Raw genomic sequence first — 17,206 nt, 5'->3', positions numbered from 1 at the left:
ACTACGTAAACTATTAGGATCTCTTCTTCATTCCCGACGGGGTCGACGCTACCGACATAGCAGTTCTAATTATAGAGTTCATGTTACACGACGCTACTCTTCCAGTGACCATCGCGGATACGGACATTCGCATGGACAGCGTTATTATAAGAATAGAGGAGGCAGCTCCAGTTAATCTACGGCCGCGAAAGTGGCTTTTTCTTTTTAAACGAGTACGGCGTCTAATTCCTTCATACAATCTTGTACACTCGCATATGGCGGATCGATTTGCAATAATTTCCGAATCATTAGCTTCGTCTGCGTGGAAATGGATAGTTCCTCTTCCCATCCCCTTATGGCCTCTTCCTGATCAAAGCTTGATTCATAGGTGGAATACAGCATATACAGTAAAAAGTGGCCGATCGCGTAGAGATCTGAAATGACATCTACAGTTCTTCTCCGGATTAGCTCTTCATCGGAATCATTCGTTAACCGGGCTGGTTCTCCTAGGCGAGCAGCTAAACCAAAATCAATCAGACTCATGTGATCTCCGTCTACGATGACATTGGGAATGCGGATATCTAAGTGAACGATGCCCTTTTCATGAATAAATTGTACGATGTTCAATAATTGCTGGATGAAGCGTAAAGCGTCCTTTTCCTCAAAGCGGGCTCCCCGTTCAAAAATTAAATCCTCGACGGTCCGACCTTGGATATACTCGGTTATCATATACAATCGTTTCGATTCTTCGAAAGATGTGTAGCATTTGGGAATCGAAGAATGTTCTAACTGACTCATGATCGCCATTTCACGGTGCAATAGGTCTAGGCCCAGTTGCCCTTTGCTCGGTTTCGCTTGCTTCACAACGACCTCTTGACCGGAATGCCTGTCTAGGCATAAGTAGGTTAACCCATAGCTTCCCATTCCTAGGAAACGTTCAATCTGGTATTGTCCCCGAATGACCTCTCCCTCTCTTCGAGGATAATCGATCCATGCTTCATAAGCCCGTTTTAGATAAGCTATCACGGTTCAATCTCCCCCTTCCTTGATGGCTCACAACCGAATCCGTCTCTACACGTGCAGTCGAAATGCTAACGGCCCTGTACCATGATGTTTCCGAAACATACGATAGAAGTACGTCGAGTCACAGTATCCGAGTTCAAGCGAGATCTCTTCGATGCTTCGGTCTGTCGAAAGGAGCAGCTCTTCTGCTTTGGCAAGTCTTAGCTTATGCATGAATTGTAGCGGCGAACTGCCGAACGCCTGTGTAAAGCACGTAATGAGATAGGAAGGTGTCTTGCCTGCCTGTTCAGCAAGTTCCTTAACCGTAAGTGGAGAACGGTAATGTTCATAAATATAATCGCGAACTAGATAAACGAAGTGGGGATCTCTTCCGTTTACTCCCTTGTGAAGCTCACGGCTTACGTGGGACAAAACTTCTAGTAAGATTCCTCGGCACATCGGAAGATAATACATGTCCTTCGTTCTCCAGTGCTGCATCAACGTCGCGACTCTCTCCTCCAAGAATGGCAGTCTCTTCGAAGCGAGCTTTACCGGCTTGCCGGCTTGCAGCATACTGAATTCCTCATCGCCCGCATCAGGAATGAACCGAATACCATATTTACTGTGGGATTGTTCTTTCGTCGGCAGACCAATACGTACCGTGCCAGTCGGCAAATACAGGATATCGCCTTTTTCCAGGCTAATCTCTAATCCGTTAATTACATATCTAAGCTTGCCGTCCGTGATGAGCAGCAACAGGTCATAATCTTGTACGAATTGGTCATGATGCCATGACGGTCCCGCTTTGTAGTACATCACTTGGGTTATTTTCATGTATCGGACATCCTCTGAGTGATTGGTTAGCTTTCTATTTTATTATAGGTACTTATCGTAATTTTGTTAAGGTCTACTCAGTAATGTCCATGGTCTATTGCTTATTGGTCAATTACAATAAGTAAAAACAGTAAGATGAGGAGCGACGACATGACCGTTGACCTTTCAACCGTTCATACAAAAGATAGTCTTTTGGATACGATGGAACTAGCTTTCAATTGCTATACACGGCATCAGATCGAACACCGTGTGTGCCAAGATGGGAAGACTCGACTCGATTTGCAATCCTACTCTCGCATTTTGACTGTGCTTGGATGCTTAATATCTGCTGGGCGACTGCAGGATCTGCAACCTTTGTGGGAGCACATGATGACAGAGAGCTGTCGCGAGCTATCGACGTTGAAGCAGGACCCTATCGCGGACTTCTCCATAAAAGAAATCATGCTTGCCCTGCATTTTATGGGACCACGATATACCGAAGATGCTAAGTCTCAGTGGCTTTCCCTTTTGAGTGAGATCGATCCCTACACGCATTACAAGTTTGTCATTCGGGATGAAGAAAGCAAGCGTCATCTGCATAACATCAACATTTATAATATGGCAGGGGAATTCCTACGGGAGAAGGCAGGCGTGACGGATACGCAGGCTTATTTCCACGAGCATTGGCCCACGCAATTGGTTCGATTCGATGAGAATGGAATGTACCGCGATCCTGGCAATCCACTCTTGTACGATTTGACGACAAGAGTTCAAATTCAACTGCTGCTGGGACTTGGTTATCAAGGGGAGTTCGCCTCAGCGTTGGATGAACAACTTCGAAAGTCCGGACTCTGGACACTTCAACTGCAATCCGCTGCTTTTGAGCACCCTTTCGGGGGGAGAAGCAATCAATTCCTATTCAATGAAGTTCTCATTGCCGCGAATGCGGAATATGAAGCCGTCCGGTATGCTCGATTAGGCGATTTAGAACAAGCTGGGGCATTCAAGCGAAGTGCACGGCTGGCCATCGCATCGATTCAGAGGTGGCTTATTCAAACACCTGCACGACATATTAAGAATTTATATCCAATCGACAGCCAGTATGGCACCGAATCTTATGGATTCTATGATAAATACATGATTACGATGGGGGCGTTCTTAAGCATCGCTTATCTGTTTATGGACGATACCATTGCAGAAGCTCCGTGCCCTGCAGAAGTCGGGGGATATGTCGTGGCCACCTCCCCATCTTTTCACAAAGTAATCGCGAATGCAGCAGGCTATTCCGTCCAAATCGACACTTGCGCTGATTCCCATTACGATGCAACTGGACTAGGCCGAATCCATCGCTCTGGCGTTCCTACGGAACTTGGGCTATCTGTTCCCTTCTCAGCGGGTGACTCGTTTGAGTTACGGGAGGGCATACATCGAAGTTGTATAGCCATCGGTCCTGGATGGAAACGGGAAGACGGAAGCATTCAGTATTTATCCGAGTACGGTGACGAGAGCATTCAAGGCGAACTGTCGATTACCCGGGAAACACCAGAAAGCGTTCAGTTCACTGTGACCTATAGCGGCAACTTGCATGACGTTCAAAAGGTGATAGAGCATTACCTGGTCAATGCCGAAGGTGTTGCACTAACGTTTGAGCTCGTCGGTGCGATATCTGATGAACTCTTTCTACGCGTACCGCTGCTTCATACGAATGGCAAGGACATTACGTCGATTACATCGACTGAACACTCCGTCGAAGTCGCACTAGATGGGCATACCTATACGATTGATTACGACGGTGAATTGGATATCAAGCCAGACTTATACGGTAACCGCAATGGGGAATATCAACTCGCTGTCATCCGAGCAGATGCATCACGTGCAGTGCTGCAACTGCGATTGCGCTGAATCATCCGTAACGGGGCTCTGGTGCAGTCAATTCTTTGTTATCTTTTTGCAGTAAGAAAATAATGGTTCCTATGCACCCGCAAATGGCAGCCGCAATTAACAACCCTGAAATCGGTATGTAATCGGATAGACCGGTGCTGATTAATGGAGCGATAGAGCCGCGAATACCAAACAGCATTAAGTGCAAGCCGAACACAACTGCCTCTCTGCCAGGTACAACACGAAAAATATAGGCAAGAATACCGATATCCCAGATGGCATCGCCTATTCCCTGGATTCCGCTGCCAATAATTACAGCAGGATAATTCCCGAATATCCCATAAAGTAAAGGCACAATTGCGAACGCCGCCAATCCATAGACCAACGTTTGCTTCGCAGAAAATCGATCAATGACCCAACCAACAACGAAATAGGCCACTAATAAACACACATAGTAGGAAATACGCGCAATCGCAATTTCACTGTTGTTTAACTGTAACTCTCTGACTTGGATAATCTGATATAGGGGACTCGCCAAGATGTTACCAAAGCCCGTCAATGTCGTTGCTGCAAAAAATACAACCAGCTCCCGGTGATTTCTCACAAGCTTGAGCTGTTCCTTAAAGGAAGATTTGCTTGCCGATACCTTCGTTGGTAAAGCAATCTCTTTAACGCGGGCTAGGAAAAGTATCGATATAACACCTGTTATAGCCGCAGTAATCAGCGGTCCACTCGGTCCTGACTGATCCGTCCACGAACCGACTATGTAAGCAAGTGGGATCATAATTGCTCCCATGGCAACTCGAACGTAGCCCATGAGTCGGCCGCGCAATTCAGGCTGATACATACGAGTAATTAGTGCAGGATAAGCAGGTGCTTGTATGCCCATTAAAAGGTAAAAAACGATTGCCGTCACAACATAGACGCTGGGAGCACCAAAAAATGCCGGAAGCAACAATAGCGCTCTGCCAATTATATTGGGGATGATGACAAAGGGTTTGGGACTCGATTGTTCGATTCTCCCTGCCCAAATCGGCGAGAACAGCAGTCCAATCGCCGGAGCTGCCGCCAAAATCCCGACTTCCAGATTCGTAGCCCCTTGTCTAATAGCTAGTGCGATGTAAAACTGATTAAAGACCACATTAAAGAGACTAAATAAACAGGCTGCACCAAAATCACTATACAAGTTATGCTTAGTTGCCGGGCTCATCTGTAAGCCTAGTTTTTGAAACACTCTGTTTGCCAGCATGGCTTTACTTCCCCTCATACTTCTCATTCTAAGTTCGCTATTACCTTCATGATAGCAGGTTTTCCTGTTCGTTTCTCTCAAAAAAAATGACCGCAAAGCTGGCATTTGCGGACATACCAAAGAGCTCTCCAAAATGAAATGGTTGAGCTCTTTATGTTTACATTCACAGCGCTAACATGTCTGGCTTTGCAGTCTCCGGTCCAGCTTCCCTTGGACGAACCAAGCATACATGGCAAACCCCGCTAGTAAAGCCACCGCGGTAAGCAAGAACGGCATTGAATAATGATTGCCTGCCAGTATGTAGCCCGCCCAGTAGGAGGCAATCGTATTCCCGATGCTCCGTGACACCGTCCGCATGCCTGCGAATAGGTTTCGATCTTCCTCCGCCACGGCTGACATGCATTCGCTGTCCATCAAGTTGTTCAACATTGTGAAGCCCGTCCCGCGAATAAGCAGCAGAATAGCGAATACCGTGGTCGGCATGACGAGCGCCATCAGCGCTACGACAACGATGTTATACAGAAACAGGAACACGAACGTCCTGCGACTCCCCCATCTCTCCACAACGTATGGCATAACGATTGAGCCGATAAAGAAGAAAAATCCGGATAACGCCAGCACGCCGGAAATGTTACTGTCATCCATCTGGAATCTGAATTTCAGGATGACGTTCAAGAATGGACTAAGCAGCCCAAACGTAAAGCCAGAGTTGAAAATCAGCAGAGAGAGCAGCAGCAGGAAATACATCGCTTGCCTTTTCTTCGGCTGATTGGCAGGCTTCGGTGCTTGGACGCTATTGTCTTCATGAGTTGCGCTGCCGTTGGCTTGTGCCTTGGTATAGTTAGACGGCAGCAGCAGTCCCCGCAATATGCCTGATAGGCCTAAGCATCCACCAGCAACGAAGAAGGCATATTGATACATTGTTGTATGCCCGGGCATCCATTCGGGCAGATAACCACCGAGCCACGTGCCGAGTCCGGTAAATAACGTAAATATCGCGAACAATAGCGAGTAAGCACTTGTTTCTTCTTTTTTCGTGCGGCAATATTGGAAAATCAATTGAATTTCTGAGTTTACGATCGCTGTAATACCAAGCGAATACACAAGTTGTGCGACGGTTACCGCGCCAATACTGGTCCCGATACCAAAGAGCACAAGTGCAAGGAATGCCAAGAGCATTCCGATGACGAGCATCGTTTTGCGCCCAATCAGCTTCACGATGAAGCCTGCCGGCAAGCTGGCCAAGCCAATGGTCAATGCCCCAAGTGATGTTATCTTGCCGATATCTCCTTTGGAGAAACCGAGGTCTAATAAATGTAAGTTAAGGATGAGGCTAGAGATCCCGACTCCGATGCCAAACAAGCTTTCCGTCGCAATGAACCGCTTCACGTTAGGCGATAAATCACGAACTAAATTTAAGGTATACGTCCACATAGATGCACCTTTCTTCATGTTGTTATGGCTCTATCTTACATGGCGAGGGCATCAGGAGCAAGGAAATAGGGGCACTTTGCTCCTTCTCTTCTGCCCGATTTCTTCACAGCTCACAGGATAGGCATCAGCACTGGCGGCAGTGCTGGTATCCGTGCAGGCCTCAATTGGATGGAAAAACTACAGTTAATTCCCACCATTCCTGCGAATAGCGTACAATTGGCTGAAAATAGCAGGAGGTTTTCCATTTATTTACTCGAATCAGCTAAATCAGTTCAAAATAGATGTAGGTTTTCCATTTATTACTTTAAACTAGAAAAGCCCCGCAAGTCGATTGACTTGTGAGGGCTCACTTCAGGCACACATTTTAGCTACTTAAACTCTTTCTACTCTATTGCTGCTACTCCTACTACTCCCGTCAGCTACTCTTACCTCACTTAAACTTGCTGCTCTAATTGCTAAACAATTTCAAAATACGAAGACTCGTGCCCGTACTGCGTTCATCTTTCTTCCCAGTATGACGAATAGTGATTCGCCTGCTCTGCCGCTCCGAACGCATAGGAAACATCGCCATAATCGGGCGATATGCCTTCAAACACCAATCATCAAACAAAGACATGGGCAGAAACGGCCCTCCGTCTATCCCATATTCGAAAATCCCCGAATCAGGCCCGCATAACAGTAAAACGCCAGCACGCTGCCCGTGCACAGTGAATGAAAGAGATGCATCACGGGTATCCGTGTACAGATGTCGTGTGTCATATCGCCAATTCATAAGCGGCTCTGATGACAACTCCCTCCATTCAAAACTTTCCATACGATCAGCCATATCCACCTCCAACATGGCAGCATGTTCGTAATTGTTGGGCTCCAGAGGTGGGGGTAGTGGTAAAGCATCCTGTCGGTTAACGCCTGCCCTATCGGTTTCCTCAACCGCCCTCACATCTAAGGCTACATCTAGATACTCCCGCACGAACGCAGCATACAGCGCATGCCCCTCATCATTTGGATGTACCCGATCAGATGCGAGTGCATCCCAAGTCACTTGCTTCAACTGTATCTGCGTAAATACTCTAGCCGCAAAGTTAACGGAAGGAATGCCATAATAAGATGCAACTTCTTCATGTACAGCTATGTTGAATGGCATGTGAACGGTCAAATTTTTATCCGCTGCTGTGTAGATAAAACAGATATCCGTATGGGGCGATTGCCGTCTGCATTGGCGTACGATTCCTTCCATTCCCCTGATGGATTCGTCGCGATCCTCACCATCGTTTACACTAAACTCAACAAATAGCAAATCGATCTCACCGTGAGACAATACGTGCGCCTGCAGTCGGTGAGCACCGAACGTAGACGTCGTTCCCCCAACACCCGCATTGATGCACATCACCTTGTCTGCTGTATAGCGTTGCTTCAAGTAGTGCTCGGTTAAGGCTCGCCAACTCGTTGTCGTCAAATCCGATGCCCCTGCACCTTCGGTAATTGAACCGCCAATAAAAGCGACGGTGATCGGCTCATGACGATTTAATTTCTCCTGTATGTGAGGTAGCCCTCCACGATGATTCAGCCAATAATTGGCCCATGTACTCGTCATATTCTACGTCTCCTTTACGAATAAAAAAATCAAGTGCTCTATGTGTGAACATAAAGCACTCGATTTTTAACTATCTTATTTTTTATAGGAAGAAGTGTCATACGCTTTTTGCAAAATTTCCAGATAACGTCCAACTTTCAAATTATCCAGTCCTTTTACATAAGCATCCCAATCCTTCGTCAAATCTTTATTGCCAGTAATGAATTGCAACGCGTTTTGATCGATATAATTTTTGAGATTCGTTTGGAGAATACTTGCTTCGTCGGTTTGAGCAGGATCAACCCATACCGCCCAAGCAGGGTAAATCTCCTTAGGCTCGTGACCTTGGTACAAGAGTGTTGCATTATACAGTCTACGTTCGTAGTTTGCTGAATCATACACATCTGTTCCTTGAACAATGCTGTCTCTATACTCACTTGGTTGGTAGAAGTGGCCCATTCCGCTCCAGCCTGCATTATGAGGTGCTTCTCCTTCTACGGCTGGAATAGATGCCATGAGCGGTTTTACACCTTTACCCAGAGCGACCTCGCCTTCTTTCGGCTTTCTCCAGTCGATCCCTTCCATGCCTGACGCTGCATTCGTTTGACCTTCAAACGTAAACATATAATCAACCATTTTAATCAACGTAATTTGCTCTTCTTTAGTAGCTTTATTCGTAATGACAAATTTCGCTCCTGGCGCCAGTCCGCCACCATCATGCGTAGCTAGGGAACCGTTTGGCCCCGTAAGTGGAGGTACCGGATTGTAATCGGCCGAGTTTTTGTTGCCTTTATCAATGTTCACGAAAATAGCGGGATGCATGCCTGCGCCTACACCGAGAATTTGCGTCCCTGCGTTCTCGCCAATTTTCTTGAACGCTTCGGCATTTTGCGTAAATGCACCTGGATCGATTAACCCTTCGTCATACAAAGACTTAATATACGCGAGGCCTTCTTTCCACTGAGGCTTATTAGCTGCTGTATCGACTTTGCCATTCGCCATCGTCAGGTAATTACGGTCATCATCATAAATGAAACCATTCATGAGGAACGGAATGATATGCACGCCAAAATCTTCTGTCGATCCACTTAACGGAACTTCGTCGGCTTTGCCGTTCCCATTAGGATCACCCTTCTTGAAAGCTTGCAGCACTTTCTTGAAGTCTTCTGTCGTTTTTGGCATCTCGAGATTCATTTTGGATAGCCATTTGGTGTTGATCCACATTTTGTTCGGATACGAGCAGTGGAAGCATTGCGTATACGAACCTAAACCATAAATCTTGCCATCCGGCGCAGTACTAAAGCTCTTCAATGTTGCGTCCTTAGCCATAGCCGCTTTAATATTCGGTGCATACTGATCAATTAAATCATTTAAAGGAACTAAAATGCCTTGCTTCCCGTATTTCAAAATATCAGCTTGTGAAAACTGGTCGATCCAGGCCGTCAACATATAGGAATCCGGATAATCACCGCTTGCCAGTGAAATCTGTCTCTTCTCTTTGGCACCATCAAACGGGATAATTTCAAAATTAAACTTCGCATTAAACTTTTCTTCCATGAATTTCGTGAATTTGTTCGTTTTCAAGTCGATTGCCGTATCTTGTTGAGCAAACATGCTGATTGCAACAGGACCACTCTTTGTACCTCCCGTTGCCGCTGGAGACACCGATGCTGCATCATCCTTCGAGCATGCGGCAAGAAATAAACTAGCCGTCATAATGACCATTAGTGCGCTTACAAGACCCTTTTTCACATGTATCGCTCCCTTTTTTCATGCATTTAGTATAACCCCGATCTTAGATCCACTACCAGCATTACCTGAAATGAATCACCCCTTTCGATGGAATTCACGGTGTTAGGCCGTGTCTTAACCTTTCACAGAACCCACTAACATGCCTTGCACGAAGAATCGCTGGACGAACGGATAAATAATCAACACAGGCAGCGTTGTTACGACAATGAGGGAATATTTCAACGCTTCTGCAAGCTGCTGTCTTTCGACTTGTTTCAGTGCATCTGTTGCATTCGAGCTGTTGTTGAGAATGATAATACTGCGCAAAATCAACTGCAGTGGGAACAAACTAGCGGATTTGAGATAAATCAAAGCATCAAAGTATGCGTTCCATTGGCCTACAGCATAAATGAGGACAAGAACAGCGATAATCGGTTTCGATAACGGCACGACTACGCTTCTCAGAAACCTGAAGTCACTGCAGCCGTCGATTTCACTTGCATCAAACAGTTCATCTGGAATCGCGGATTGAAAGAAAGATCTCGTGATGATGACCTGCCACACCCAAATCGCGTTCGGAATGAGCAGCGCCCATCTCGTATCAATCAGTCCCATCTGCTTGACGACCAAGTACGTCGGAATTAACCCGCCGCTGAACAGCAGAGTAAACGTGATTAGCATCATCAGCACATTTTTGCCGAAGAACGTTTTACGAGAAAGCGGGTACGCAATCATAATGGTAAGCACAACACTAATGATGGTTCCTACACATGTATAAAAAAGTGAATTCCCATAACCAATCACGACTTTCTGATTATGAATCAAGGTATTGTACCCTTTCAGCGATAACTCAACCGGCCACAGCCATACTCTGCCGGAAGTGACAGCCGCAGGACTGCTAAACGAACTGCTGATCACGTAAATAAGCGGATATAGTACAACAATGAGTAGGAGACTCAGAAGTACGTAAACGGCAATCAAGAAAATTCTATCTCCTAGTGAATCTTTCACCCTTGCTTTGATCGTAGACATAGCTGCACTCCTTTTTACCAAATACTATGATTCGAAAATTTTCTAGCCAATCTATTCACAACAATGAGGAGGATTAAATTAATCACCGAATTAAATAACCCGACGGCTGTGGCGAAACTGTAATTCGCATTCAGCAGCCCCACTTTGTACACATAGGTCGCGATAATTTCGGAATTCACCGTATTCAGTGGATTTTGCAATAAATAGACTTTCTCAAAGCCAATCGCCATCACATTACCTACATTCAAGATAAGGACGACGACAATGGTGGGCAAAATGCCAGGTAAATCAACATGGATAATTTTCTGCATCCGTGAAGCGCCATCTACTTTGGCCGCCTCATACAGGGAAGGGTCCACACCGGCTAAAGCAGCCAAGAAAATGACCGAGTAATAACCAGCCGTCTGCCAAATGTCCGACCACACATAGATCGAACGAAACATGCCGGGCTCTCCCAGAAAATTAATCGAATCCATACCGAAATGATTCATCACCACATTGACGAAGCCTAGACGAGGCGCCAGAAAGAGCATAATAATGGACACCATTACAACAGTAGATATGAAATAGGGTGCAAAAGAAACGAGTTGGACCAGCTTCTTGAAGCGCTGATTGCGCACTTCATTGATTGCCAACGCCAACAAAATAGGAATCGGGAATCCAACAATTAACAGGTATCCACTGATAAATATTGTGTTCTTCATTAGTGTCCAGAACAGCGGATTTTCAAAAAATAATTGAAAGTTCTTAAACCCGACCCAAGGGCTTCCCCAGATGCCTTTCGTGACATTGTAGTCCTTAAAAGCAAGCACCGCGTTCAATATCGGGTAATACTTAAATATAAGGAAATACAACGCGGGTGGAATGATGAGTAGATACAGCTGCCAGTGTTTCTTGAAACTTCTGGTTGCTGCCTCCATGATGCCAAGTCGACTGCTTTTGACCAGCGAACTCTGATTGGTGACTAGTCCTTTATCCAAAACAAAACCCCCTAGATCTTCTGTCTCACAAATGATTGCGCTTTCTTGAGCCTTATTCTAGAGGATCATTGCCCATATTAGATAGGTACACTTGCGTTATTTCACGTACAATTTGCGGTAAATGGAGGGTACATCTGTCTAACGATCATCCAACTTCGTTGGATGGAGTGGCTCGTGTGGCTGGAGTAGCTGAAGTAACTAGTTTGGCTTGGGTGGCTAGCTAACATGGCTAGTATGGCTGCAATAGTTGGGGTAGCTAGGGTAGCTGGGGTAGCTTGGTGGCTGGAGTAACGCTATTATTTTTCTAAAACTCTCCCGTTCAAACTACTCCAGTCAAAAGTGCACAAGAGCACTTTTCGAATGAGCTCCCACTCCATTATCGAAAATTGATGCAAAAAGGCATCAATTTGGAGTGATTCCAGGCGATTTTGAGGAAAAACGTTAAAAAGGTTGCGTATTTGCACGTATTTACCAATAGCAACCATAAATCAGTGAAAAAGGTTGTATTTTTGCATTTTTGAGAGTTGGGGAGAGTGTGTGATCGCTCCGCGCAACCTCACCTCCACCGATCCAAAGCCAAAAGAAGCTAAGCGCAACAAAGCGCTTAGCTTCTTTATGATCATTCCGTCGTAGATTGCCTATACGAACTAGGCGAAACACCCAGCACTCGCTTAAACGCTCTGCGAAAAGAATGCGAGCTATTGTATCCGACACGAGCAGCAATTTCATCTACCGTGTACGTATCCCTTTTTAACAAATTGGCGGCTTGATCCATCCTTACCTGCTCCAAATGATCCGACAAATTCTTCCCCGTTACCTCTTTGAACAGGTTGGAAATATATTTCTCGGGGCGCTCCACCTTTTCTGCCACACGGTATAAATTCAGATCAGGATCACTATACATCTCAGCGATATACTTCATCACCTGCTCTACGGTTTGATTATGATGATCGTTCTTTTTGTTGGCAATTAACCCGCATAAGGATGCCATAATATCAGCGATATCTTGCCGAATTACGTCAATTTCTTCATTCGCTTGAATGTTAGCAACGCGATGTTTGACTAGCTCGAAAATGTCGGATTCCTGGAATGTTTTCTGATAAAGCAATTTCAGGAATGTGCCCTTCAGCTCCCCGACAAGCTGATGCTTCATCTCGAGGGATAGTTCACGATTTTCAATGTTTTGGGCTATAATCGCGTCCAGAATCCTGTTCGCTTCGTCCAGATCCCCCGCTCTTATCGTACTGATCAAACGCAGTTCAATATCTAGCGGATAATAATAGGTGTCACTTTCCAATCTGGCATCAGAGAACCATAATACGCCTTTGCGATTCATGTGCAGCGCATATTCTAACGCCTGAGTAGCTTGCTCATACGTATGTCGGACCTCCATCATCGTACTAAAAGGATTACCCAACGCTGCAATGATCGTAATTTTATATTCCATAAATAAAAACTCGGCAAGCTCATTCAGAATTCGCTCAACCTCTTTATTCACTGTCGCCGTGTCTTCACCAGAAGCAATCCCTTCAAAAATAACCACAACCCGATCCGCACCCAAATCCGTCATATGCACCAGCCACCCTAGATCGTTCAAGGTCTGTTTCATAATCAGTCGAGCCGCACTTAACTCGTTCAGAATGTCGACATTATCCATACCGGAGTACCCTTTGATTTGCAAAATACCTGTGTAACCCGTATCCGCTTGTAACCCTGTATTGGCCTGTTCGGCAGCTGCTGCAATCTCTTCCAGTGATCGGAATTCGCCTGCGATAAGCCTTTTCAAGAAAGCATCTCGAATTAATGGGAGCTGACGGTTTAATTCATTTTCGAGACGCTTATTATTAGAAATCATGTTCGAGATATTACCCTGCAGAAAGTCATACTCGTTGCGTCCTACTGCGGCATCTTTGCCGAACTGCTCCTTCATCACATTCAGCAATCGATGCAGGGGAGAACTATTTCGGTAAGCTTGCCATAGACCCACCAACAATCCCACCACAAGTGCTGCGCTTGTCACTGACCACGTAATATATTTGATTTTATTCGCGTTTTCCATTAATACATGTCTTGGGATTCCCGCTCTATATACCCATCCTGTCGTCTTGGATCGAATCGTAATGACCAAATCATCGTTATAGAACTGATTTGCTTTGGATTGATCAAAGCTAGTGTCTGTAGCTAGCTTCGCAGCGTCCGATTCATTTATGCCAAGTAAGCTTATGGTATGTCCTTGAGCATCACTAATGTGAGACCACCCGCCGTATTGATCCTTCAGATCCGATAAGACACTGGAGATAACTTTCTCATCAATGAGAACAACGACTGTTGCTCGTGCTGTACCACTAAAGCTGTCTAACGGGAGCGACTGTATATAAGTAATCACAGAGGTTTCCACACCATTCGTAATAAAGGGTTTCAGCGGTATGATTTCCCTATTGTGCGTCTGCTCTAATAACGTTCGTTTCCATTCTTCTGCGGGCAGATCTTTATAGTGGGAAGACTGATAATAACGTTCCGGCTGGAAATAGGAAGATGCGGGCGTTAAGAGCACGTTATAATTATTTAAATAGATAAAAAATTGCTGTAAGAAATCATTCGTCTGGCTAAATGCTTTAATATCATTATTGACTTTCCAAATGCCATACAGATTGACCTTTTCATCCATTCCCTTCTCATTCATAAGAACGCTCAACTCTTGATTCAGAGCCAATTGCCTAGTGAATCCTTCTACCTCAGCCATCCTCCGCTCCAAAATATCTTGACTCTTCCGAAGTTGTGTCACGTTATTCTCAATGGATACGGATTGCGTCACCGCAATCGCCGTACGATATGACATATATCCGGCAATGCTCGGAATAACCAGGATCACAATATAGGAGATCAGAAATTTACGGAATAACCGTGAAAACTTCGGCATGAACCTTATCCCCCCCTATTTATGTAAGCGCTATCTAAAGTGTATTTTATTATACCATATCGTTTTCTAGATAAACAAAGGAAAGGCAACTACGCTTATTCCGACTGTAGCTGCCTTGGTCTACTTGGTATTTAGATGAATTTTATTTGCAAACTACCATCGAGGTAGTACGTACAGTTGGGCTCCAGAACAAGCTCGACCTTGTGATCATGATAATGAAGGAGCAAACGACTTGGCGAAAATGCTCTTATGACCGCCTCAACCAATTGGCCGTTCGCCCAAGTCACATCCACCTCTGCGTTCCCTTTTGCTCGCAAGCCTGTGACCATCCCCGAGTGCCACTTGGCCGGAAGTGCTGGTAGCAGGTGAATGCCTCCTACGTGACTTTGCAGCAGCATTTCTGCAATAGCCGCCGTTCCGCCGTAATTGCCGTCGATCACACATATATTCGTTTCAGCCCCGGCGATCCCTGCCTTCGAGAAGGTCAATAAATTGTCAAAACACAATTTACCGATTAAATGCGTGAGATGCTTATAGGCATTCTCGCCATCTTGCAATCTGGCAAAATTCGCCGCAAACGCGGCTAACGTAAACTCAACGTCCTCTAACGCTTCACGTTCCATGCGATTCACCAAAGTTACCCTTGCCGCAGCGCTGAGTTCTGGCGTCCCTTCAGGTGTCACCTGATTACCGGGGTATAAGCTGAATAGATGAGCAAAATGGCGATGGTCTGGCTGCGCCTCTTCATAATCCTCCAGCCACTCCTGCAATTGTCCTCTTCGTCCAATCATCAATGGCGGCAACATACCGATGGCTTGTTTCAGCTTCCGTTGCAGCTCTACATCCACTTGCAAATGCTCTGACGCTTCTAGGCAAAATACGAACAAATCGCGTACCAGCACCTGGTCCAGCGTAGATCCCATGGACAACTGATATTCGCTTCGCTGCGGATCATTTACATAGAAACTGTTCTCCGGTGAATTCGACGGGCCAGTCACCAACCAGCCATACTTCGGATGAACCGTCATATAGTCGAGGAAAAAGGCAGCAGCTTCTTTCAGTACAGGATACGCCGTCTCTGCCAGAAACGCCTGATCGAGCCCGAATTCATAGTGCTCACGAAGATGCGTGGCAATCCACAAGCCACCCGTTACGTTCAGCCCCCATGACGTTTCCCACCCCGGTGACGCGAATCCCCAAGCGTTGGTAAATACGTGGGCAACCCATCCCTCACAGCCATAGAAATGCTGCGCTGCCGCTCTTCCACTCCCCGCTAACTGCTCAATGAATCGCATTAAGGGTAGATGACATTCCGCCAAATTGCTCACTTCCGTCGGGAAATAATTCATTTGGGTGTTGATATCCAGATGATAGTCGCAGCTCCATTGCATCCGATTGGCTTCGCCGTCATTCCAAATTCCTTGCAAATTGAGTGGCAGCGGAGAATCCGCCCTTGCTCCGGCAATCGTCAGATAGCGACCATATTGATAAAATAAGGCAAATAAGTGCGGATCATCATCCTGCCCCTTCAGAAAGAGCTGTATTCTTTCGTCTGTGGGTAGATGCGAGTGATCCGTTACACCTAGATCTAGGTGTACTCTGTCATACAAACTCTGATAATCCGCCACGTGGTCTTCTCTCAGTCGCTCATAGCCTTTGGCTATTGCATCTTCAACTTGACGTGCTGACTTAGAGATCCACTCGTCATCGCTACTACCGTAATCGGTGTTTGCTGCCAAATAGATCACCACGTCGTCTGCGTTATTGATCCGAATTTGATCACCGACTGCGGACACACTACCGCCGTTGGCAATAACTTTCAGTACACCTTGGCAGCGTACACCGCACTCTCCATTGCTATGCATGCTTTCTACCGCTTGCCCTTCAAAAACTAACGTATCGTTACCGCTTAAAGTTGCAGCGAACCTATCTGTTCTTCCGAGAATACGCAGCGTAAGTGAAATACTGCCAGACTGATCGCTAGTTAATCGTGAGGCGACGACGCCATCCGGATGCGACGCATAAACCTCTCTTGTTCGTCTATGCCCTTCGGAGATGTACGCTGTCCGCGTGCAAGCACTCTGAAGATCCAGCTCTCGAACCAACTGATCACCATGATCGTCAAACGTTAGTTGAACATCACACATCGATAAGTTCGTACCGAAGTTCCCTTTTTCGGGTTGCAGCGACTGCTTCGCCAGCTCATCACCCCGTCTATAATCGCCTCCAAAAAAATGCTCTCTCATTTGATCCAAATCTGCTCTACGGTTGGAGTGACCAAGAATCGGTTCTGCTTTCCCTGACCAATACGTCACTTCTGTAAGGCTCCATGTTTCATGCTTCACGCCGCCACAGATCATAGCCCCCAATCGTCCATTTCCGATAGGCAGTCCCTGTGACCAATTCGATGCAGGACGCGTATACCATAGCTTCATTTCATTCATCATTGCAATTCCCCCATAATGATTACGCTTTCTTTATGCTATTGTAGGGGATATTTCCCCGCTATAGCTAGGTACAATTGCGGTATCCCACGTACAATTGCCTCAATAGCCAGGGTACATCTCACATTTGAGCATCCAATTATCCCTTCTTCATTGTGAAGGCAGCAC

The 17,206-nt window shown here is 45.9% G+C and carries 11 protein-coding genes; 1 reads left to right on the top strand and 10 read right to left on the bottom strand.

The window, feature by feature from the left end; translation table 11 throughout:
- Positions 1-204: 204 nt before the first annotated feature.
- Both HQN88_RS29440 and HQN88_RS29435 read right to left on the bottom strand, forming a co-directional pair.
- A complete protein-coding gene (locus tag HQN88_RS29440) occupies positions 205-1,005 on the bottom strand; it encodes a serine/threonine protein kinase (protein ID WP_173119151.1) in 801 nt (266 codons plus the stop codon).
- A 45-nt stretch (positions 1,006-1,050) separates the two neighbouring features.
- Positions 1,051-1,815: an AraC family transcriptional regulator gene (locus tag HQN88_RS29435; protein WP_173119150.1), complete on the bottom strand. Its 765-nt coding sequence runs from the start codon at positions 1,813-1,815 to the stop codon at positions 1,051-1,053.
- A gap of 150 nt (positions 1,816-1,965) precedes the next feature.
- Here HQN88_RS29435 and HQN88_RS29430 point away from each other — a divergent pair, with 150 nt between their 5' ends.
- The gene (locus HQN88_RS29430; RefSeq protein ID WP_173119149.1) at positions 1,966-3,696 is read left to right on the top strand and encodes a hypothetical protein; all 1,731 of its coding nucleotides are present in this window, start codon (positions 1,966-1,968) and stop codon (positions 3,694-3,696) included.
- A 1-nt stretch (position 3,697) separates the two neighbouring features.
- Here HQN88_RS29430 and HQN88_RS29425 read toward each other — a convergent pair whose 3' ends face one another.
- The 8 genes from HQN88_RS29425 to HQN88_RS29390 form a co-directional block, all read right to left on the bottom strand.
- The gene (locus tag HQN88_RS29425) at positions 3,698-4,924 is read right to left on the bottom strand and encodes an MFS transporter (RefSeq protein ID WP_173119148.1); all 1,227 of its coding nucleotides are present in this window, start codon (positions 4,922-4,924) and stop codon (positions 3,698-3,700) included.
- 171 nt (positions 4,925-5,095) lie between these two features.
- Complete coding sequence (locus tag HQN88_RS29420) at positions 5,096-6,376, bottom strand: MFS transporter (protein ID WP_173119147.1); 1,281 nt, start codon at positions 6,374-6,376, stop codon at positions 5,096-5,098.
- Positions 6,377-6,806: 430 nt separating this feature from the next.
- On the bottom strand, positions 6,807-7,952 hold the full coding sequence (locus HQN88_RS29415) for an SGNH/GDSL hydrolase family protein (protein ID WP_173119146.1): 1,146 nt from the start codon (positions 7,950-7,952) through the stop codon (positions 6,807-6,809).
- A 75-nt stretch (positions 7,953-8,027) separates the two neighbouring features.
- Positions 8,028-9,683 carry an extracellular solute-binding protein gene (locus HQN88_RS29410; RefSeq protein ID WP_420794163.1) on the bottom strand — a complete coding sequence of 552 codons (1,656 nt, stop codon included), beginning with the start codon at positions 9,681-9,683 and terminating at the stop codon, positions 8,028-8,030.
- A gap of 114 nt (positions 9,684-9,797) precedes the next feature.
- Positions 9,798-10,694, bottom strand: a complete 897-nt coding sequence (locus HQN88_RS29405) for a carbohydrate ABC transporter permease (protein ID WP_173119145.1) — start codon at positions 10,692-10,694, stop codon at positions 9,798-9,800.
- Between the two features lie 14 nt (positions 10,695-10,708).
- Positions 10,709-11,614 carry an ABC transporter permease gene (locus HQN88_RS29400; protein ID WP_173119201.1) on the bottom strand — a complete coding sequence of 302 codons (906 nt, stop codon included), beginning with the start codon at positions 11,612-11,614 and terminating at the stop codon, positions 10,709-10,711.
- Positions 11,615-12,293: 679 nt separating this feature from the next.
- Positions 12,294-14,594: a helix-turn-helix domain-containing protein gene (locus HQN88_RS29395; protein WP_173119144.1), complete on the bottom strand. Its 2,301-nt coding sequence runs from the start codon at positions 14,592-14,594 to the stop codon at positions 12,294-12,296.
- Between the two features lie 131 nt (positions 14,595-14,725).
- Entirely contained in the window at positions 14,726-17,041 is a 2,316-nt protein-coding gene (locus HQN88_RS29390; RefSeq protein ID WP_337995182.1) for a glycoside hydrolase family 95 protein, read from the bottom strand.
- Between the last annotated feature and the right edge of the window lie 165 nt (positions 17,042-17,206).

Source organism: Paenibacillus qinlingensis, assembly GCF_013204845.1.
Classification (GTDB): domain Bacteria; phylum Bacillota; class Bacilli; order Paenibacillales; family NBRC-103111; genus Paenibacillus_E; species Paenibacillus_E qinlingensis.
The sequence above is the reverse complement of the archived record's forward strand: the minus strand, read 5'-3'. Positions and strand labels throughout refer to the sequence as shown.

Bases quoted from the DNA above. Each gene is read 5' to 3' on its own strand.
- HQN88_RS29395 (WP_173119144.1), bottom strand. From the start codon at position 14,594: ATGCCGAAGTTTTCACGGTTATTCCGTAAATTTCTGATCTCCTATATT.
- HQN88_RS29430 (WP_173119149.1), top strand. From the start codon at position 1,966: ATGACCGTTGACCTTTCAACCGTTCATACAAAAGATAGTCTTTTGGAT.
- HQN88_RS29400 (WP_173119201.1), bottom strand. From the start codon at position 11,614: ATGGAGGCAGCAACCAGAAGTTTCAAGAAACACTGGCAGCTGTATCTA.
- HQN88_RS29415 (WP_173119146.1), bottom strand. From the start codon at position 7,952: ATGACGAGTACATGGGCCAATTATTGGCTGAATCATCGTGGAGGGCTA.
- HQN88_RS29390 (WP_337995182.1), bottom strand. From the start codon at position 17,041: ATGATGAATGAAATGAAGCTATGGTATACGCGTCCTGCATCGAATTGG.
- HQN88_RS29420 (WP_173119147.1), bottom strand. From the start codon at position 6,376: ATGAAGAAAGGTGCATCTATGTGGACGTATACCTTAAATTTAGTTCGT.
- HQN88_RS29425 (WP_173119148.1), bottom strand. From the start codon at position 4,924: ATGCTGGCAAACAGAGTGTTTCAAAAACTAGGCTTACAGATGAGCCCG.
- HQN88_RS29435 (WP_173119150.1), bottom strand. From the start codon at position 1,815: ATGAAAATAACCCAAGTGATGTACTACAAAGCGGGACCGTCATGGCAT.
- HQN88_RS29405 (WP_173119145.1), bottom strand. From the start codon at position 10,694: ATGTCTACGATCAAAGCAAGGGTGAAAGATTCACTAGGAGATAGAATT.